Origin of the sequence: Kitasatospora sp. NPDC088779 (assembly GCF_040685395.1) — a bacterium.
Taxonomy (GTDB): Bacteria; Actinomycetota; Actinomycetes; order Streptomycetales; family Streptomycetaceae; genus Kitasatospora.
In genome coordinates, this window is the sequence record NZ_JBFBHW010000057.1 from 13750 (window position 1) to 33346 (window position 19597).

The window sequence follows — 19597 nt, forward strand, 5'->3', positions numbered from 1 at the left end:
AGTTGAACGTGCCCAACCAGCATCCCGACCCTGCGGCCGACTGGCACCAGCTCAGGCCGGACACCCTCCTCGCGGTCGAAGGCGTCGTCGGTCTACTGAAGCAGGACGATGCCGATGCGCAGAACCTCCTCGACGCCTACCTCTACGCCAAGCGCCTGCTGGCCGAGTCCATGCAGGCCCTGGCACGGACCGACCTGCCCGCGAAGTGCGCCACCTTCAGGGACCTCCGCGCGCAGCTGGCCGAGCGGATGGCGGAGGAGTACGGGGGACGGATTCCTGAGAGGTACCTGACTGTCCCGTACGGCAGCCGTACCCACGAGGAGCTGTTCGCGACGCTCCTGCGGCGGCTGGGGCAGCCGGTGACCGCTGCGCTCCTGCGCGTCGTGACCAGGGAAGCGGTCCACACCGAACGCCGAACCCGCGAACTACGGGAGCTCGGCCTCGACATCGTCACCAGCCGGGAGGGCGGGAACGACGTCTACACCCTTCGGTCGCTCGAGCTCGACACCACGCTGATTCCAACGATCATTGCCAACAACCTCAGGGACAGGAAGGCGCCAGGGCATGAGAAGGCGGCGGTCCTGGCCGTGCTGCCGACAGCGTCCGGCTGACTGGTGCCAGCCCCGGTAGGCCTGTGCCCCGACGTGGTGGGTGACAGCGCGGCGGGGCACGGGGACCCGGCGCGGAGGTGGCGGTGATCACCTTCGGGGCGAGGCCTGGTCGGTGTGACGGGCGGGGCGGCCGGGCCGGGCCGGGGTGAAGGTGCAGGTCCGAGGCGTGCGGGTGCGGGCGGGGCGCGGCCGGGCAGGCGGGGGGAGGGACCGGCCGAAGGGGTGGGGGCGGGCGAAGCTACCATGTGCGCAACACCCTCAGCTCGAAAGATGGACTTGTGACTGTCAACGACGACGTGTTCACGGACTGGAAGAACCGCGAGGAGATCGCGGAGTCGATGATCCCGATCATCGGGCGACTGCACCGCGAGCGGGACGTGACCGTCCTGCTGCACAGCAGGTCCCTGGTGAACAAGTCGGTGGTCAGCATCCTGAAGACGCACCGCTTCGCCCGCCAGATAGCCGGCGAGGAGCTCTCGGTCACCGAGACGATGCCCTTCCTGAGTGCGCTGACCACCCTGGACCTCGGCCCCTCGCAGATCGACATCGGCATGCTCGCCGCGACCTACCGGGCCGACGACCACGGCCTGTCGGTCGAGGAGTTCACCGCCCGGGCCGTCTCCGGCGCCACCGGCGAGAACAAGCTGGAGCGCCGCGACGCCCGCGACGTCGTCCTCTACGGCTTCGGCCGGATCGGCCGCCTGGTCGCCCGCCTGCTGATCGAGAAGGCCTCCGGCAACGGCCTGCGCCTGAAGGCCATCGTCGTGCGCGACAGCGGCGGCGACGACCTGGTCAAGCGCGCCTCGCTGCTGCGCCGGGACTCCATCCACGGCCAGTTCCAGGGCACGATCACCGTCGACGAGGCGAACAACAAGATCATCGCCAACGGCAACGAGATCACCGTGATCTACTCCGACGACCCGACCAAGGTCGACTACACGGAGTACGGGATCAAGGACGCCATCCTGATCGACAACACCGGCCGCTGGCGCGACCGGGAGGGCCTGTCCAAGCACCTGCGCCCCGGCATCGCCAAGGTCGTGCTGACCGCGCCGGGCAAGGGCGACGTCCCGAACATCGTCCACGGCGTCAACCACGACACGATCAAGCCCGACGAGCAGATCCTGTCCTGCGCCTCCTGCACCACCAACGCCATCGTCCCGCCGCTGAAGGCGATGGACGACGAGTACGGCGTGCTGCGCGGGCACGTGGAGACCGTCCACTCGTTCACCAACGACCAGAACCTGCTGGACAACTACCACAAGGCCGACCGTCGCGGCCGCTCGGCACCGCTCAACATGGTGATCACCGAGACCGGCGCCGCCTCGGCCGTCGCCAAGGCCCTCCCGGACCTCCAGGCGAAGATCACCGGCAGCTCGATCCGCGTCCCCGTGCCGGACGTCTCGATCGCCATCCTCAACCTGCAGCTGGCCCGCGAGACCAACCGCGAGGAGGTCCTCGACTACCTGCGCGACGTCTCGCTGACCTCGCCGCTGAAGCGCCAGATCGACTACACCGACTCCCCGGACGCGGTCTCCAGCGACTTCATCGGCTCGCGCCACGCCTCGATCGTCGACGCCGGCGCCACCAAGGTCGAGGGCGACAACGCGATCCTCTACCTGTGGTACGACAACGAGTTCGGCTACTCCTGCCAGGTCATCCGGGTCGTCCAGTACGTCTCGGGCGTCGAGTTCCCGACCTACCCGGCCCCGGCGGTCTGATCCTCAGGTAGTTCAGGTAGTTCCGGCAGTCCCGGCGGCGGGGCGGTGACCAGTACGGTCACCGCCCCGCCGCCGTTCACGCCCCCGCTCCGTCCTTGATCGGCTCGGGTGCACCCGGACGCGGGTGGGCCGGGGGCGGCGGCTATCTTGATGGGTCACGGACATCCGGAGGGAGCGGGCGATGGGGATGGGGATGGCTGGTCGGAGGGTGGCTGCCGCAGTGGCGGCCGGGGCGTTGATGGGGGTGCTGGCCGGGTGCTCGTCGGGTTCTACGGGGAGTTCCCCGGCGGGCTCGGACGCGGCCAAGGGCGCGGCGGGGGCGGCGAGCGCGGTGGCGAGCGCGACGGGTCCGGCGGGCGGTGAGAGCGGTGCAGGGGCTTCGGTCCCGGCGTCGGCGTCCGCGTCTGCTGCCGCGACGGGGGCGGGTGCGGCCTCGGGTGCGGCCTCGGCGCCGACGACCGGAGGCGGCGGCGCCGGGGCCTCCGCTCCGCCGGCCGGTGCGGCGACGCCCGGGGCGGACCTGGAGGCGGTGCTGCTGGACGACAAGCTCGTCGGGCAGGTGCTGCCGGACGCGAAGGCGATGGCGGGCTGGGAGGAGGAGAAGCGCAAGGTCGACACCATCGACCACGCCACCACCTGCACCGCGTCGGTGCCGTGCACCGGCAAGCCGCTCAGCGGTTCCGTCCGGTTCTCCTCGGGGGATCTGGTCGCCCGCTTCATCGTCGAGACGCTGCCGAACCGCGACGCCGCCAAGGGCAAGCTCAAGGAGTCCTACGCCTCCTACGGAGCCGGGCCGTTCCGCAAGGTCGACTCCCCGGTGCTGGGCAGCGAGAGCCAGGTCTTCCAGGGCCAGCTGGGCGAGGGTGAGGGCATCGGCATCGTGCTGCGCTCGGGCACCGTCGTCGCCAGCGTGACCACCGAGGGCGGGCCGGCCGACGTGGCTGCCGCCCGGCGGTTCGGGGCGATGCTGGTCAAGCGGATCGAGCAGGCCCAGGCGGGCAGGACCCCGGACGCCGGGCTCGGACTGGCCTGACGGCCGCCGCGTACGCGAAGCGAAGCGAAGCCCCGGGCCGAGGAGGCGCCGGGGCCGCTTGCGCTCGGCGCCGGACCGGACGGCGCCGGACCGGACGGCGCCGCCGCCCTCGACGTGCCCTCACCCCGTTCGACGTGCCCTCACCCCGGCCGTCGGCCCCGGCCGTTCGCCCCGGTCGGCGGGCCGTGGGGCGGTCCCCGCGCGGGCCGGACCGGGACCGCCCCTGGGCTGGGGAAACGGATGTCGGTCGGCCGTGATATCTACTCATCTGGGGTGGCCGTCGTGCGGCCATGCGAAAGATGCCGATGATGTTCGAGGGGGCCACACATGCCGCTGTTCCGACGCCGCTCCGGCGAGGAGGCCGCGCAGAGCGGGGCGGGCTGGCGCGGGAGGGTGCGACGGGCCGTCGGGTCCGCGCCCGTGGCGGCCGTTGCGGCGCCGCGGCTGGATCCGGCGCTCGGGGACGAGTCGCTGCGCCTGATGCTCGGCCAGGCCGCCGCCGGTGACTGGGCGGCCCTGGGCCCCGCGCTGGCCGCCGTCGGGGACGGCGCCGATCTGACCGGGCGGGTCGGTGCGATCGCCGAGGTGCCCCGGGTCGAGGAGTGGACGGCCCGGGCCCTCGCCGACCGGCCCGAGGACACGTCGGCGCTGCTGCTGTCCGGTGCCCGGCACGTCACCTGGGCCTGGGAGGCCCGGACGGGCGCCCGGGCGAAGCACGTGTCCGAGAAGCAGTGGAAGGTGTTCCACGAGCGGCTGGACGTCGCCGAGGAGCAGCTGCTGGAGGTCGCCGAGCGCGAGCCGTCCTGGCTCGCCCCCTGGTACTTCCTGCAGATCAGCGCCCGCGGCGCCTCGCTCCCGGCGGAGGTCGCGACCTGCCGCTTCGAGGCCGCCGTGCGCCGTGCTCCCGGGCATCCGGCCTCGCACCGCCAGCGCCTCCAGCAGCTGTGCGCCAAGTGGGGCGGCTCGCACGAGGAGATGCACGCCTTCGCCCGGTCCTCGATGCTCGCGGCGCCGGAGGGCAGCCAGCTCGGCGAGCTGGTCGTGCTGGCGCACCTGGAGCGCTGGCTGGACCTCCCGGACGGTGAGGACCGCGCCTACCTGGCCAGTGCGGAGGTGGTGGCCGACTTGCAGGAGGCGGCCTTCCGCTCCGTGCTGCACCCGGACTTCACGCCGGTCCGCGGCTGGCAGGGTTCCTTCAACGCCTTCGCGATGGCCTTCTCGCTGGCCGGCCAGCGCAAGACCGCGCGCCTGCTGTTCGAGGCCTTGGACGGCGCCGTCACCGAGTCGCCCTGGCACTTCCTGTCCGGTGATCCGCTCAAGGCGTTCGCCTCCCACCGGGACCGCTGCGCGTACTGACGCCCCGGCCCCCCAGAACCTCCGTCACCCGCCCCGCGATCGAAAGAGCCCCCGGTGTCCCCATCCGAGAACCCGACGCCCGACAACGCGGCGAGCGCGCACACCTTCCAGGTGGACCTGCGCGGCCTGGTGGACCTGCTCTCCCACCACCTCTACTCCAGCCCGCGGGTGTACCTGCGCGAGCTGCTGCAGAACGCGGTGGACGCGATCTCCGCCCGCCGCGCCCTCGATCCGCAGGCGCCGGCCCGGATCGTCGTGCGCGCCGACGACGAGCTGAGCGTCACCGACACCGGCGTCGGCCTGACCGAGGCGGACGTCCACACCTTCCTCGCCACCATCGGCCGCAGTTCGAAGCGCGACGCCGACGGCCGGCTGGACGGCGCCGGGCTGGCCCAGGCCCGCGGCGACTTCATCGGCCAGTTCGGCATCGGCCTGCTGGCCTGCTTCGTGGTCGCCGACGAGATCACCGTGGTGACCCGCTCCGCCGCCACCCCGGACGCGCCGGTGATCGAGTGGCGCGGCGGCTCCGACGGCCGCTACACGATCCGCACCCTGCCCGCCGCGGCCAAGCCGGAGCCGGGCACCACCGTGACGCTGGTCCCCCGCGCCGACGCCGCCGAGTGGACGCGGTCGGGCCGTGTCCTCGCGCTGGCCCGGGACTTCGGCAGCCTGCTGCGCCACGACGTCACGGTGGTGGACGCGAACGGCACCGAGCACCGGGTGAACCGCACCCCGCCGTGGGCCGAGCGGCACGGCTCGCCGCTGGCCCGGCGCGACGCGCTGACCGAGTACTGCCGCGCAGCCTTCGACTTCACCCCGCTCGACACCATCGACCTGGACCTGCCGCTGGTCGGCCTGCGCGGCGTCGCCTACGTGCTGCCGGACGCGGCCCCGCCGTCCCGCCGTTCGGGCCACCGGGTGCACCTCAAGGGCATGCTGCTGTCCGACCAGGCCGCCGAACTGCTGCCGGACTGGGCGTTCTTCGTCCGCTGCGTGGTGGACACCGACGGCCTGCGCCCGACCGCCTCCCGCGAGGGCCTGTACGCGGACGAGACGCTGGCCGCCGTCCGCGACGCGCTGGGCGTCCGGATCCGCGACTGGCTGACCGGCCTGTCCGCGAGCGATCCGGCGCTGCTGCACCGCTTCCTGTCCGTGCACCACCTGGCCGTCAAGGAACTCGCCCGTTACGACGACGAGTTGCTGCGGATGATGCTGCCGTGGCTGCCGTTCGAGACCACCGACGGCAACGTCACCCTGGACGAGTTCACCCGCAGCCACCCGGTGGTGCTGGTGACCCGCACGGTCGAGGAGTTCCGCCAGGTCGCCCCGATCGCCGGCGCCGCCGGCCTCGGCGTGGTCAACGGCGGCTACACCTACGACCGCGACCTGGTGCACCGGCTGCCCGAGATCCGTCCCGGCGTCTCGGTCTCCGACCTCGACCCGGGCACCGTCACCGCGCACCTGGACACCGTCGACCCGGCCGCCGAGCTCGCCGCGAACGCCTTCCTCGCCGTCGCCCGCGAGGTGGTCGGCCGCTTCGACTGCGACGTCGCCCTGCGCAGCTTCCACCCGACCAACGCGCCCGCGCTGCTGCTGGACAACCGGGAGGCCCGGCACGAGCGCAGCCGCGCCCAGCTCGCCGAGGAGGCCGACGGCCTGTGGGCGGACATCCTGGGCTCGCTGCGCGCCGAGGCGCCCCGCGCCCAACTGGTGCTCAACCACCTCAACCCGCTGGTGCGCCGCGCCGCGACGGTCACCAACCGCGAGCTGGCCGTCACCGCCGTCGAGGCGCTGTACGGGCAGGCCGTGCTGATGACCCGCCGCCCGCTCAAGGCCAGTGAGAGCGCCCTGCTCAACCGCTCGTTCATCAGCCTGCTCGACCACGCCATGCTCGGCCACGAGTCGGCCGGCCCGGACCGCACCGACCCGAAGGAGGCCTGATGCTGGACACCCCCGACGCGGTGATGGCCGCGCTGCGCGAGAACGACGCCCGCCCGTACGGCCGCCAGCGGACCGTCGCGGCCGAGGAACTCGTCGACGCCGCCGAGCAGTTCGACGACACCGGGGCGCGCTCGATGGCACTGCTGGAGCTGATGGAGGCGTACGAGTACGACGGCGAGCGCAGCAAGAGCCCGGTCGTCTTCGCCCGCCTCCTCAAGCTGTGGGACGCCGACCCGGACGGCTTCGGCGAGTGGGCCCGCCAGCAGGTGTTCTGGCGCTTCAAGTGGGTGGCCGGCGCGCTCCTGGGCAACCCGGACGTGCCGCTGCCGGCCCTGCGGCGCTGGCACACCGAACTGCGCGACCGCTACCGGGCGGCCGGCTTCGACCTCCAGCCGTACTACGCCCAGCGCTACCACCTGGCCGCGCAGACCGGCACCGGCCGCCAGGACGCCTACGAGCTGTGGACGGCCCGCCCGCGCTCCGAGCTGAGCGACTGCCACGCCTGCGAGACCCGGGCGCGCGCCGAGCACTTCGCGGACGCGGGCGACGACGCCCGGGCGCTGGAGGTCCTGCAGCCGGTCCTCGACGGCCGGAGCAGCTGCGAGCAGGAGCCCGCCCTCAGCCAGGCCGCGGCCCTGCTCCCGCTGCTGCGCCGGGGCCGTCTGGACGAGGCCCGCTCCAGTCACCTGACCGGCTACCGCGCCGCGCGCGGCAAGGCCTCGATGGCGCGCGCCGTCGGCCGCCATGTCGAGTTCTGCGCGCTGTCCGGCAACGAGCCGCGCGGCCTGGAACTGCTCGCCGAGAACCGCGACCTGTTCGCGGTGGCCGGCGAGCCGTCCGGGCTGCTGTCCTTCCTCACCGGCGTCGAGGTGCTGCTCGCCGTCCTGGCCCGGGGCGGCCACGGCGGGCTCGCCGTCAGCGGCCCGCCCGGCACCTCCTGGACGGCGGACACGCTGCTCGCCCACGTGCGCGCCGAGGCCGACGCGCTCGCCGCCCGCTTCGACGCCCGCAACGGCACCGACGCGGTCGGCGCCGACCGGCGCGCCCGGCTGGCCCGCGAGCCGCTGCTGGCCGAGCCGCTGGCCCTCGGCGTGCGCGCCGCCGCCGCGCCCGAGCTGGCCGCCGCCCCGGCGCTCGCGCCCGCACCGCGTCGGGCCGTCGAGCCGGCGCCGGAGGACTTCACCGCCCTGGTGGTCCGGGCCCGCGAGCTGGAGCTCGTCGGGCACCCGGACGCCGACCGGCTCTGGCGGCGGATCGCCGAACGCGCCGCCGCCGACGGCTTCGCCCACCCCGAGGGCACCGCGGTCGGCAGCCCCGGGCGGCTGCGCGCCGAACTCGCCGAGCAGCGGGCCCACCAGGCGCTGGAGCGGGACGAGCACGCCGACGGCCGGGCCGGGCTGCTGGCCGCCGCCGACCTGTTCGAGCAGGCCGGGCTGCCCGGTCAGGCCCTGATGGTCCGGGCCCGCGCGCTGATCGTGGAACTCGGCGAAGTCGAGGGCACGGTGGCCGACTGGCCGGCGCTCGACGAGGTGCTGCGCCGGGCCGAGGAGCTGCGGTCCGCCGGCGCGATGGCCGACGACGACCACCTGATCGTGTGGCAGGTCCGCGCCTACGCCGCCCACCACGACCTGGTCGAGGCGCTGCCCGAGCCGCCCGCCGAGGCCGTCGAGCGCTTCGAGGCGGCGGCCGGCGGCTACCACCGCACCGCCGTGGAGCTGGGCTCCGCCCGCCGCGCCGCCACCTCCCGCCAGTACCTGGCCGACGCGGCCGCCCGGCAGGGCCGGCTGGCCGAGGCCACCACCGAACTGCGCGAGGTGCTCGGCGAGTTGGACGCGGCCGAACTGCCCTGGCACACCCCGCGGGTGCTCGGCCTGCTGGGCCAGGTGCTGCTGCAGGGCGGCGAGTCCGCCGAGGCCGTCGAGGTGTTCCACCGGGCGCTCGCCGAGGCCGCCCGCTGGGGCGACGACTCCTACCCGTACGCGCCCACCTACCTGATGCTCGGCCACGCGGCCATGGGGGCCGGCGACCGCGGCGGCGCGGTCCGGGCGCTCACCGAGGCGGCCGCGCGCTTCGACCGCAAGGGCCGGGAGGCGGCCGAGGACGCCGCCCGGGCCCGCCTCCAGCTGGCCGACGTGCTGCGCGCCGCCGACCGCACGGCCGACGCCGTCGCGGTGCTGGAGTCGGTGCTGCTGGACGCCGCCGCGCCGGAGCTGGACGTGCGGATGCTCGCGCAGGCCCGGCTGGACCTCGCCCGGGGCCTCACCGAACTGGACGAGCACCGGGACGCCGCCGAGGAGTACCTGCGGCTGGCCGACGCCGTCGCCGGCTGGGAGGAGCAGGACACCCACACCATGGTCGCCTGCGAGGCCGCGCTGGCGCTGGCCCGGGCGGACCGCTGGGAGGCCGCGAAGGCCGCCCTCGACCGCGCCCTCGCGGCCCACGCCCAGGCCCCCCAGGTCGACCAACTGGCCGCGACACTGCGCGAGTTCGCCCGGCTGACGATGCACGCCGAGGGCCCGGAGGGGCTGGCGTCGGCGCTGGCCCGGCTGGCCGAGGCGGACGCCGCCGGGGAGCACGCCGGGCAGGCCGGTCAGGAGTACAACCCCTGGTACCTGCGCGGCGGTTCGCACTACGAGCGGGCGCGCTGCCTGGCCATGGCCGAGCGCCACGAGGAGGCGCTGGCCGAGGTCGAGCGGGCGATCGCGGTCTACGAGGGCGGCGACGAGCGGGCCGGGACGTCCCGGGCCGAGGCCGTCCGGCTGGCCGCGCTGATCGAGGGCGCCGACCTCGGCCGTACCGGGGCGGCCGTCGCCCGGCTGACCGCGGGCATCGCCCGCTGCGAGGCCGCCGGCCTCCCGGAGGCGGCGCAGGTGCTGGCCGACCTGCGGGAGCGGTTCGCGGCCGCGAACTGACCGCGGCCGCGAACTGACCGCGGCCGCGAACTGACCGCGGCCGCGAACTGACCGCGGCCGCGAACTGACCGCGGCCGCGAACTGGCCTGCCCGGGGCCCGGGGTGCGCAGATCCCCGGGCCCCGGGCGTCGGGCCCCGGGCGTCGGCCCGTCGGTCCGTGTCAGCAGGGACCGTCGTCGCCCCAGACGCCCCACTGGCCGCTGGCGCTCGGCACCTCGTTCAGCGTCCACCACTTGGCGTGGTACTTGTGGCCGCCGTACGAGACCTTGCTGCCGCTGGTGTACGTGGTGCTCGCGCTCCACGCCGGGTCGGTGCAGGCCCCGGGGGTGGTCGGGGGAGTCGTCGGCGGGGTGGTGGGCGGGGTGGTGGGCGGGGTGGTGGTGGGGGGCGTCGCCCCGGCGAACTTCACGGTGTACTTGGTGAAGTCCCAGTCGTTCTGCGCCACGCTGGAGCAGGAGCCGGACAGCCCCGGGTCCACCGGGCCCGTGCACTGCCGGTCCCGGTTGACCGACCAGTACGTGTACCGGGCCAGGTTGTGCGCGGTGGCGAAGTCCAGCACGGCCTGGAAGTCCGCCTGCCGGAAGTACTCGGCGGCGTCGGTGCGGCCGTTCATCATCGACACGCCCTCGTGGGCGTAGGCCGTCGCCTCGGACCAGCCGAAGGTGGTCTGGAGGATCTGGTTGAACTTCACCAGCGCGTCGGTCTGCGCGGCGGCGCCGTTGAACCCGCCGTCGAACGGCATGATCGAGTAGTTGTTCGGCGTGAAGCCCTGCGACTTGGCCTCGTTCAGCATCTGCGTGCCGAACCAGCCCGTCCCCGCGTTGGTCCCGGCGGTGGTGATCGAGATGTAGAGGCCGGGGTTGTTCTGCTGGAGGATCCGGGCGGCGCCGATCTCGTTGTGGATCGCCGCGGTGTTCTCGTACTCCGGCTCCTCCAGGTCGAAGTCGATCGCCTTCAACTGGTACTTGGTGATCACCTTCTGGTACCCGGCGGCGGTCGCCTCCGGCGTGCCGCAGACCTGGCCGAGCTTGGTGCCGCCGTACCCGCCGACCGACACCGAGACGTCCCCGCCCTTGCCGCGGATGGTCTGGATGACGCCGGGCATGGTGGTGTCGGTGTCGATCGAGGAGGTGCCGCCCCAGGCCGGCGAACAACTGGTGCCCTGGGCCAGGATGAACGCCAGCTGGAAGGCCTTCTGTCCGGTGGCGTCCATCACCGCCGCGGCGTCCGGCGGACTGTTGTCCTCGGGCATCAGATAGGGCGCCGAGGCGTACCAGTTGCTGCCGAGGCCGGTCGTGGTGTCGGCGGCGGCGGAGCCGGTGTTCGCGAGCGCGGCGGCGCCGCCGGCAACCAGGCCGAGCACCCCGGCCACGGCGGCGGCGACCCGGCGCGGGCGGCGGCGCGGGTTCCGGGGGGCGGGGTGTGGGGGAAGTGCGCGTTCCATCGAGGGCCTTTCCAGGCGGGACGGCAGTGGGGGAGGGGCTGCTCACGCCGGAGGTGGGGGTGGCGCGCAGACCGAACGGGCCTCCGGCAGGGGGTAGTTGCCGAAGGCTGTCACTGGTATAGACCTGTCGGGGAAGGGTGGTCAACCCCGAAATGGTCAAGCCGGGGCCCGGCGCCGGCGGTGGACCGGGCGCCGGACGGGCTCCCCGTCAGGCGCGCGCCGCCACGCGGGCCCCGGCCCCCGCTCCCTGTGCGACCCCCGCCCCCTGCGCGGCGCCCACCGCCGCCAGCAGTCCGCCGACCGCCGGCGACCACGGCCGGCTGGTCGGCCCGGTGAGCGTGAGCGTGCGGTGGACGGCCGGCCGGATCGGGACGAGCACGCAGTCGGCCGGGAGCATGGTCAGCGCCAGCGCGGGCATCACCGAGACCCCGACGCCCGCGTGCACCATGCCGATGAGCGTGTTGAGGTCGCGGATGCGGTGCCGGGGGGTGAAGCGGGTGCCGGCCCGGCGGAAGGCCTCGCGGATGTGGCGTTCGCAGCCGCCCTCGGAGAGCAGGAAGTCGTCGTCCTCCAGGTCGGCGACATGGATGGCCTCCTGCCCGGCGAGCGGGTGGTCGCGGCGCAGCAGCGCGTGCATGGAGTCGGCCCCGAGCGCGACCGCCCCGGGCGGGAGCGGCCCGGGGTCGACCAGGACGGCGGCGTCGACGGTGCCCGCCTCCAGCCAGGTGGCGAGCTCGTCGTCCTCGCCCTCGAAGACCCGGACGGTGACCTGCGGGTAGGCGGCCTTCCAGTCCCGGAGCAGCCCGGGCAGCAGCGCCTGGCAGACGGTGGTCGGCGCGGCGAGCCGCACGGTCCCGACGGGGCCGCCGGAGTGCCGGGTGGCGATGGCGCGCACGGCGGCTGCGGAGGCGACGGCGGTGCGGGCGTGCGGGAGGACCTGCTCGCCCAGGGGAGTGGGCCGGGCCGGGGTGCCGCGCAGCAGGACGGGCGCGCCGAGGGTCCGCTCCAGCGCGGCGACGGCGTGCGAGACGGCGGACTGGCTGATGCCCAGTTCGTCGGCGGCCGCGCCGAACCCACCGGTGTCGGCGACCGCGACCAGTGCCCTCAGCTGGGCCAGGTTGACCTCCGAGGCCATGAGACTTCCTCATCCATCCGGCACTGCCACTTGTTGGACTCATGCTCTGCCACCGGGCCACCCTCTGTCCAGACGGGACCCGAGGCGGGACCCGAGGCGGGACCCGAGACTGGACCCTGGGCGGGACCGGGACGGAACCCGACACGGAACCAACGGGACGAAGGTGGAGGTGATCCGGGTGCGGCGCTGGTTGCCGGGCTTCGTGGCGCTGTCGGCGATCTGGGGCGCGAGCTTCGCGCTGATCAAGGTGGCGGTGGAGGCGGGGGTGCCGCCGCTGTGGGTGGCGCTGTGGCGCTGCGCCCTCGGGGCGGTCACGCTGTGGGCGATCCTCGTGCTGCGCCGCGAGCGCGTCCCCCGCGACCGCGCGCTCTGGGGGCACTCCGCCGTGGTCGCGGTGCTCCTCAACACCGTGCCGTTCACGCTGTTCTCGTTCGGCGAGACCCGGGTCAGCTCCGTCCTCGCCGGGGTGATGAACGCGACCACCCCGCTGTTCACCCTGCTGTTCGCCGTCCTCATCGTCGCCGAGGAGCGCCGCCCCGGCGCCCGTCGGCTCTCCGGACTCGCCCTCGGCTTCGTCGGCGTGCTCACCGTGCTCGGGGTCTGGCGCGGCATCGGCTCCGGCGAGGCCGCCGGCGGCCTCGCCTGCCTGGCCGCGGCCTGCTGCTACGGCGCGGGCTTCACCTACCTGCGCCGCTTCCTCTCCGGCCGGCCGGAGTCGGTGGTCACCCTCTCAGCCGTCCAGATCGCCTGCGCCACCGCCGAGCTGGCCGCCGTCGCGCCGTTCGCCGCGGGCGCCCCGCACTGGCCGGGGGCGGGCGCGGCCGGAGCCCTGCTGGTGCTGGGTGCGGTCGGCACCGGCCTCGCGTACCTGCTCAACCTCGGGCTGGTCCGCACGGCCGGCACCGCGGTGGCCTCCGCCGTCACCTACGTCATGCCGCTGTGGTCCACGGCCCTCGGCGCGGCCTTCCTCGCCGAGCCCGTCGGCTGGAACGCCCTGGCCGGCGGCGTCCTGGTGATCGCCGCCGTCGCCCTGACCCGCCCCCGGCCCGCACTCCGCCCGGCCGGCTCCGCCGTCTCCACGCCTGACGCCCCGAGGCCTGTTCAGAGGGTTCGTTAGAGTGACCGGGTGAACGAGGAGGAGCAGCAGCCGACGGCCGTCTGGGCCGCGCTGCGAGCCCACCCGCTGCACTTCCCCGTCACCCCGTGGGTGCCGCGCTGCTGGGCCTACCTGCTCGGCGGCGCGCTGCTCGGCCCGCTGCTGCTGGCTGCCCTGACGGTGCTGCTGGTGCTCGGTCTGGGCCTGTCCGTGGTCGGGGTCGGACTGCCGGTCCTCCTCGCCCTGGCCCTCGCGGGCCTCCCCGCCGCCGCCCTCGAACGCCGACGGCTGCGGCTGGTCGAGCCGGTACCGCTGCCCGACCCGCACCGCCCGCTGCCCGGCGCCGGCCGCCGCGCCCGGCTGCGGACCCGCCTGCGCGAGCGCGCCACCTGGCGCGAACTGGCCCACACCGCGCTCACCGCCACGGCCCTCGCCGCCGCCGCGCTCGGCTTCAGCGCCGCGCTGCTGTTCTCCGGCGCCCTGGTCGCCTCCCCGGTGATCGTCTGGGCGCTGGCTCCCGAAACCGTCATGATCATTCCCGGCAGGGCGGTGTCCGGGCCGCTCGCCGCCCTGCCGTTCAGCGCCGCCGGGCTCGCCGGGCTCCTCCTCTGCGCCTACGCCGGGGCCCTGCTGACCGCCGCCCAGGTGGCCCTCGCCCGCCTCCTGCTCGGGCCCCGCGAGGAGGACACCGGCCGACAGGTCCTCGAGCTCACCCGCTCCCGGGCCCGGCTCGCCGACGCCTTCGAAGCCGAACGCCGCCGCATCGAACGCGACCTGCACGACGGTGCCCAACAGCAGCTCGTCGCGCTCAGCATGACCCTCGGCCTCGCCGACCACGCGCTGCGCGACGGCAGCGCCCAGTCCGGCGACCGGGCCACCGCCCTGGTCGCCCGGGCCCGCGGCGAAGCCCGGCAGGCCCTGGAACAACTGCGCGGCCTGGTCCGCGGCATCCACCCCCAGGTGCTCACCGACCACGGCCTCGCCGCCGCCGTCGCCGAGGTCGCGCTGCGCCACCCCATCCCGGTCCGGTCCGACTTCGACCTCCCCGGCCGGCTGCCCGCCCCCGTCGAGACCACCGCCTACTTCACCGTCACCGAAGCGCTCACCAACGCCGCCAAGCACAGCGGCGCCGCCGCGATCACCGTCAGCGGGCGCATCGCCGACGGCCGGCTGGTGCTCCAGGTGACCGACGACGGTCACGGCGGGGCGGACCCGGCCGCCGGGGCCGGACTGCGCGGACTCGCCGACCGGGTGGCACTCCTGAAAGGACGGCTCATGGTGACCAGCCCGACGGGCGGCCCGACCACGCTGCGGCTGGAGGTCCCGTGCTCCGGATCGTGATCGCCGAGGACGCCGTCCTGCTGCGCGCCGGACTCGTCGAACTCCTCACCCTCGGCGGCCACCGGGTGACCGCCGCCGTCGGCGACGCCCGCGCCCTCGCCGCCGCCGTCGACACCGAACGGCCCGACGCCGTCATCACCGACGTCCGGATGCCGCCCGACTTCTCCGACGAGGGCCTGCGCGCCGCCCTCGACCTGCGCGAACACCACCCGGGCCTGCCCGTCCTGGTGCTCTCCCAGTACGTCGCCACCCCGTACGCCACGCGCCTGCTCGCCGCCGCCGGCGCCCAACCCGCCGGCCTCGGCTACCTCCTGAAGGACCGCGTCGGCGACGTCGCCGACTTCCTCGACGCCCTGCGCCGGGTCGCCGCCGGCGAGACCGTCATCGACCCCGACGTGGTCCGCGTCCTGCTGCGCCAGCAGTCCGCCGACCGCCCCCTCACCCGCCTGACCCCCCGCGAACGCGAAGTCCTCGCCCTCATGGCCGAGGGCCTCAACAACCAGGCCATCGCCACCCGGCTCACCATCACCGAGGCCTCGGTGGTCAAACACTGCGGCAACATCTTCATGAAGCTCGACCTCGACCCCACCGAAGGCAACCGCCGCGTCCTCGCCGTCCTGGCCCACCTCCGGGAGGCGTAGGGCGGGTCCGACAACAGGCTCGGGTCCGACAACAGGCGTCGGTGGCTCAGCGCAGACCGAGACAGGGCAGCCAGGCCCGTGAGGCGTCGTGGCCTGCGGTGAGCAGGGCGCACAGCGGGCCGGCCGCGCCCCCGAGCAGGCCCATCCCCTCCGCGCCCAGGGCCTCCACCTCGGGCAGGCGGGCCCTGAGGTGGGTGAGCAGACGGGCCTTCAGCGCGGTCGCGGCGGGCAGGCCGGCGTGGTGGGCGAAGGCGTCGGCCACCGCCAGCACGCCCGAGGCGCCGTGGCACAGGGCCAGCAGGTCGCTCGCGCGGTCGCCGAAGAGGTGGAACCGGTCGTCGTACCGTTCGGCGAGCGTGCTGAAGGCCGCTGCGGCCCAGGTGGCCGCCTCCCGGTCGCCCGTCGCGTCGGCCGCGTCCCACAGCGCCCAGGACACTCCGGGGGTGCCGTAGCACCAGGCCTGGCGGGCGCGCGCTCCGGCGGGCGGCGGGCCGTCGAGCCCGGCGCCGTCCCAGGTGCGGATGGAGCGGGCGTCGTCGAAGGACTGCCGCATCAGCCACCCGGTCGCGCGGCGCAGGGCGGGCGTCAGGTCGGGGTGCGGTCCGAGGTGGCGTACGGCTGCGGTGAGTGCGACGACGACTCCTGCGGCGCCGTGGCCCGTGCCGGTGTTGATCCGTCCGTCGAGCCAGCCCAGGTGCGGGTGGCCGGCGTACTGCCCCGTCCGCAGCCGGGGCAACTCGTCGGCGTCGCACAGCCGGGCCAGGTGGTCGGCGTACGGGCCGAGTTGGGCCGGTGTCGGGCGGGTGCCCGTGCTCAGGGCGAGCAGGGTGCCGGAGGGGCCGACGATGAGGTCGTAGTCCGGGAAGGCGACCTGTTCGCAGCGCCAGGTGAGGGCCGGCGCGGTGCGGACCAGGTGGTCGCGGAGCCGGTCGGCGACCGGATGCAGCCCCGGGAGCACCCGGGCTCCCAGCCGCAGGCCCGCCAGCGTTCCGGCCAGTCCGCCGTCGTACAGCCCGCAGTGGCCCGGCCCCTGGCCGGCGGTGCGGGCCCACACCGCCACGGCACGGGCCGCGGACCGTTCGGCCTCCGGCCCCCCGGTGGTGTGCAGCAGGGCGGCCAGGACGGGGATGCCCGGATCGGAGGGGTGCTCGGCGACCGCCGGGCTCTCGCGGGGCCGGGCGGACCAGGCGTCGAGGAGCCGGACGGCGAGTCCGGTGACGGCGGTGCCGGTGTCCTCGGCGTTCGCGGTGTGCTGCGGCACGGTGGCTCCTCGGGAACGACGGGTCGGCACTCCGCCCGGCCTGGAGGGGCCGGGCGGAGTGCCGGTGGTGGCGGCCGTCAGGGGCCGCTGTCCGGGTGGCCGTCCGAGGGCGTGCCCTCGGACGGCCTGACGGGAGATCAGCAGAACACGCCGCTACAGAGCAGCACCGTGTCGCAGATCAGGACGGTGCAGACGCCGCTGCAGCCGCCGCTGCTGGCCTCGGGGGTCGGCAGGGTGGTCTCGGTGATGCGCGCGTCCAGGTCGCCGATGAGGGCGTCGAGGTCGGTGAGCGCCGTGATGTCGGGCATGGTTGTCCTCCTTCAGGAGCGGTGATGGGTGGAGACCGCCCCGGTGGCCCGCCCGCGAGGGGCGGGCGCACCGGGGACGTCGGGTTCGCCGCGCAGTGCGGCGGCGGCGGGCTCCGCGAGTTCCTCGGCGCCCTGGTCGAACGGAAGTCTGAGCAGCAGTTGGGCGGCGACGGCGGCACCGCCGTGCACGGGGTCGTGGAGCAGCAGGCCGCCCGGGTCGGGAAGCATCTCCTCGACCAGCAGGTCCGCACCGGGGTGGCGCGCGCAGATCCGCTCCAGCAGGGCGACGGCGGTCAGCGCCGCGAAGTCCACGGGCACCGGTTTCGGCTGGGGTACGGCCCGGACGAACGCGAAGCGCGGCAGTCCGGCGGAGCGCCCGAGGGCGGCGAGGGCGCGCACCTTGGTCAGGTCGCCGTCGCCGGGCCGCCACAGCTGGGCCGGCGGCACGCGCCAGACCGCGGGGCTGATGACCAGGGCGCCGCCGCCGACGGTCACCCGGGGCAGTCGGTCCGTGTCGGGGAACGCCTCGGCCAGGCCGTCCAGGCGGATCAGGCGCGAGCCCGCCGGGTGGCCGGCGGCCAGCAGCAGCCGGACCAGGACGTCGTACGGGGGCAGGGGCGTACGGGTGGCGTGGTGGACGGGCAGCAGCCGGCACCCGTCGGCCTCGGCGATGATCCGCGGGCCGACCCGTCGCAGGGTGATGCGCTCCAGCGGCAGGTAGCGGGCCGTCAGGCCGTCCGCTCCCTGGTACGGCAGGGGATCGGGATCGCCCGTCCACCAGCCGGTGATGACCGGCCGCCGTACGGCGTTGGCGGCGCGTCCGGCCAGCGGCGGCACCAGCAGTTCGACGAAGCGGGCCCCGGACAGCCGCTCGACGGAGGCGAGGAAGGCCCGGTAGCTCCGGAGGTTGTCGTAGCCGCCGTGCAGGGTGTGGAGCGCGTCGGCGAACCGGGCGTCCAGCACGCCCGCCGGTGAGGCGGTCTCCAGTACCGCGACCGGTCCGGGGCCCGGCAGCGGACGCAGCAGGCAGTCCAGGGGCCAGGGTGGCAGCGCGGTCGCGGCCGGGGGCGCCCCGAGGATGTCCAGCAGGTCGTCGTCCAGGTCCACCGGTCCGCTGCCGGCCCGGGCGGACAGGTGGGCCAGCAGCCCGGCGTAGCCGGACCCGGAGGTCTCGGCGGGGTGCCAGCCCGCGTACCGGCGCGGGGGCTGAGGCGGCGGCGGGCAGCTGCCGTCGGGCAGGTGGCGCGCGAGGATCTCGCCGAGCGGGCACGGCCGTTCGGTGAGCTCCGCGAGCTCGGCCGGCAGCCGGTGCGGGTCCGGCCCCGCGAGCCGGTCGGCCTCCCGCAGCCACGCCACGCGGGCGGCGGTGCCGAGGCCCTGCTGCACCTGGCGGGCGGCCGCTCCGGAGACGGCCGAGGCTATGGTGCGGTAGGAGTCGGTGAACCACGGCCGGGAGTCGTCGGCGGGGGCGGCGGAGCCGGTGGTGCGGAGCGCCGACGCGGGGGCGGGGGCGGGGGCGGGTATGGGCGCGGGTGCGGCGGAATTGGCGCTCGGTGCAGGTGTCGGAGGAGGCGCCGGTTGCGGAAGGGTGCCGCGCGCGTGGACGTCCTCGGCGGCGAGCCAGCCCGTGGTGCGGCGGCGCGGGGCCGCGCAGGCCTGGAGCACGCCGAGTCCGAGCAGGTGCGCGAGGAAGCCGCGCAGCACCGTGGGGGCGGAAGCCGCCGCCCCGGCCGCCGCTGCGACGGTCGTCGCCGTGCCCAGCAGAGCCGCTTCGAGGTCGCCCAACGGGCGAGGGCCGCCGGCCAGTTGAGCCAGCACGTGATCCAGGGGGAGGGAGCGCCGCAGGTCGACCTGCCGCAACCGACCCCGGTCGTGCGGGTCGGTCACCCAGCAGCGCAGGACGCCGGCGCCCGGTGCGGTGCCCGCCGGCTGGGGGAAGTGCAGCGGAGCCAGGGCCAGTACCGTGGCCGGGTCCGCCGCCCGCAGGTCCAGGGCGCCGAGCCGGGCCCGCACCCCGTGGACGTTCTCCACGGCCTGGGCCGCCACCTCGCCGAGGGTCGTGCCCGGCGGGACGAGCCGCAGCAGGGTGCCGTCGGCCCCGCCGCCGTTCCCGTCATCGTTCCCGCCGCCGTTCCCGCCGCCGTTCGCGCCCGTCGGGGTGACCGGCAGCAGGGTGACCTGGCCGACCCAGCCGCGCGGGGTGGTCTTCGCCGCGGCCCGACCGAGCGCCCGCCACACGTATGCCGCCCGTTTGCGCAGCCGCTTCCCGCTCCAGGACTCGCCCGCGGCCAGCCGGCCGGCCACGTCTGCGGCCGCTCCGGGCTCCACCTCGTCCAGGAAGGCCCGCATGACGGGCGACGCGCACACCAGGGACCAGCCCAGGGCGCCCACGCGCTCGCGCTCGGCCGCCACCGCGGCCTCCAGCCGCCGCAGGGCGACGGCCGCGGACTCGGCTTCGCCGGACAGCCGTGCGGCGTCCGCGACGAGGCCGCCGGCGGCGGGCAGCCGCCCCAGCAGCCCGCAGTCGGCCGGGCCCGGTGCGGCGCCGGAGTGCAGCCGACGGCGCACGGCCAGCACGGCGCGGCGGTCGGCGGCGGTGAGGGCGGGGTGCGGCACGACCACGATGCCCAGCTGCTCGGCCAGTCGGCGGGCGTGCTCCGCCCGCCGTTCGTCCCGTCGGGCGTGGTCGGCGACCTGTGCGAACAGCTCCGGGTTGCCCGCCGCCGCCCACGCTGCCAAGGGCATGCCGGCCACGCGGAGCAGCGCCGCAGCGCCCAGTTCCCGGTCCTCGTCCACG

The 19597-nt window shown here is 75.4% G+C and carries 14 protein-coding genes; 9 read left to right on the plus strand and 5 right to left on the minus strand.

Annotated elements, in window-relative coordinates:
• The first annotated feature begins 2 nt into the window (after positions 1–2).
• From AB0P03_RS34645 to AB0P03_RS34670, 6 genes are all read left to right on the plus strand, one after another.
• Positions 3–611 carry a hypothetical protein gene (locus tag AB0P03_RS34645; protein WP_363632547.1) on the plus strand — a complete coding sequence of 203 codons (609 nt, stop codon included), beginning with the start codon at positions 3–5 and terminating at the stop codon, positions 609–611.
• Positions 612–889: 278 nt separating this feature from the next.
• Complete coding sequence (locus AB0P03_RS34650) at positions 890–2332, plus strand: glyceraldehyde-3-phosphate dehydrogenase (protein WP_363588319.1); 1443 nt, start codon at positions 890–892, stop codon at positions 2330–2332.
• A gap of 529 nt (positions 2333–2861) precedes the next feature.
• Entirely contained in the window at positions 2862–3365 is a 504-nt protein-coding gene (locus AB0P03_RS34655; RefSeq protein ID WP_363632548.1) for a hypothetical protein, read from the plus strand.
• A gap of 327 nt (positions 3366–3692) precedes the next feature.
• Positions 3693–4721 (plus strand): hypothetical protein, encoded by a 1029-nt coding sequence (locus AB0P03_RS34660; protein ID WP_363588315.1) that lies wholly within the window; start codon positions 3693–3695, stop codon positions 4719–4721.
• 54 nt (positions 4722–4775) lie between these two features.
• Positions 4776–6662: an HSP90 family protein gene (locus tag AB0P03_RS34665; protein WP_363588313.1), complete on the plus strand. Its 1887-nt coding sequence runs from the start codon at positions 4776–4778 to the stop codon at positions 6660–6662.
• Entirely contained in the window at positions 6662–9574 is a 2913-nt protein-coding gene (locus AB0P03_RS34670) for a hypothetical protein (RefSeq protein WP_363632550.1), read from the plus strand. Before AB0P03_RS34665 ends, AB0P03_RS34670 begins: the two co-directional genes overlap by 1 nt.
• Before the next feature lie 160 nt (positions 9575–9734).
• Here AB0P03_RS34670 and AB0P03_RS34675 read toward each other — a convergent pair whose 3' ends face one another.
• Both AB0P03_RS34675 and AB0P03_RS34680 read right to left on the minus strand, forming a co-directional pair.
• Positions 9735–11018, minus strand: coding sequence for a carbohydrate-binding protein (locus tag AB0P03_RS34675; RefSeq protein WP_363632552.1), 1284 nt, complete (start codon positions 11016–11018; stop codon positions 9735–9737).
• A 208-nt stretch (positions 11019–11226) separates the two neighbouring features.
• The gene (locus tag AB0P03_RS34680) at positions 11227–12153 is read right to left on the minus strand and encodes a LysR substrate-binding domain-containing protein (RefSeq protein ID WP_363632553.1); all 927 of its coding nucleotides are present in this window, start codon (positions 12151–12153) and stop codon (positions 11227–11229) included.
• A 178-nt stretch (positions 12154–12331) separates the two neighbouring features.
• Here AB0P03_RS34680 and AB0P03_RS34685 point away from each other — a divergent pair, with 178 nt between their 5' ends.
• The 3 genes from AB0P03_RS34685 to AB0P03_RS34695 are packed head-to-tail and all read left to right on the plus strand — an operon-like array spanning position 12332 to position 15231.
• On the plus strand, positions 12332–13270 hold the full coding sequence (locus tag AB0P03_RS34685) for a DMT family transporter (RefSeq protein ID WP_363632556.1): 939 nt from the start codon (positions 12332–12334) through the stop codon (positions 13268–13270).
• A 9-nt stretch (positions 13271–13279) separates the two neighbouring features.
• Positions 13280–14590 (plus strand): sensor domain-containing protein, encoded by a 1311-nt coding sequence (locus tag AB0P03_RS34690; protein ID WP_363588303.1) that lies wholly within the window; start codon positions 13280–13282, stop codon positions 14588–14590.
• Positions 14575–15231 carry a response regulator transcription factor gene (locus tag AB0P03_RS34695; RefSeq protein ID WP_363632557.1) on the plus strand — a complete coding sequence of 219 codons (657 nt, stop codon included), beginning with the start codon at positions 14575–14577 and terminating at the stop codon, positions 15229–15231. The genes AB0P03_RS34690 and AB0P03_RS34695 overlap by 16 nt, the downstream gene beginning before the upstream one ends.
• Positions 15232–15277: 46 nt before the next feature.
• Here AB0P03_RS34695 and AB0P03_RS34700 read toward each other — a convergent pair whose 3' ends face one another.
• The 3 genes from AB0P03_RS34700 to AB0P03_RS34710 all read right to left on the minus strand — a co-directional run bounded on the left by AB0P03_RS34700 (position 15278) and on the right by AB0P03_RS34710 (position 19596).
• Positions 15278–16492 (minus strand): lanthionine synthetase LanC family protein, encoded by a 1215-nt coding sequence (locus AB0P03_RS34700; protein ID WP_363632559.1) that lies wholly within the window; start codon positions 16490–16492, stop codon positions 15278–15280.
• A gap of 137 nt (positions 16493–16629) precedes the next feature.
• A complete protein-coding gene (locus tag AB0P03_RS34705; RefSeq protein WP_363588297.1) occupies positions 16630–16800 on the minus strand; it encodes a hypothetical protein in 171 nt (56 codons plus the stop codon).
• Positions 16801–16812: 12 nt separating this feature from the next.
• On the minus strand, positions 16813–19596 hold the full coding sequence (locus AB0P03_RS34710) for a lantibiotic dehydratase (RefSeq protein WP_363632561.1): 2784 nt from the start codon (positions 19594–19596) through the stop codon (positions 16813–16815).
• Position 19597 lies beyond the last annotated feature (1 nt).

What these genes read in the sequence shown, in the direction of transcription:
- AB0P03_RS34660 (WP_363588315.1), top strand. Translation starts at nt 3,693, where the DNA reads ATGCCGCTGTTCCGACGCCGCTCCGGCGAGGAGGCCGCGCAGAGCGGG.
- AB0P03_RS34670 (WP_363632550.1), top strand. Translation starts at nt 6,662, where the DNA reads ATGCTGGACACCCCCGACGCGGTGATGGCCGCGCTGCGCGAGAACGAC.
- AB0P03_RS34675 (WP_363632552.1), bottom strand. Translation starts at nt 11,018, where the DNA reads ATGGAACGCGCACTTCCCCCACACCCCGCCCCCCGGAACCCGCGCCGC.
- AB0P03_RS34680 (WP_363632553.1), bottom strand. Translation starts at nt 12,153, where the DNA reads ATGGCCTCGGAGGTCAACCTGGCCCAGCTGAGGGCACTGGTCGCGGTC.
- AB0P03_RS34705 (WP_363588297.1), bottom strand. Translation starts at nt 16,800, where the DNA reads ATGCCCGACATCACGGCGCTCACCGACCTCGACGCCCTCATCGGCGAC.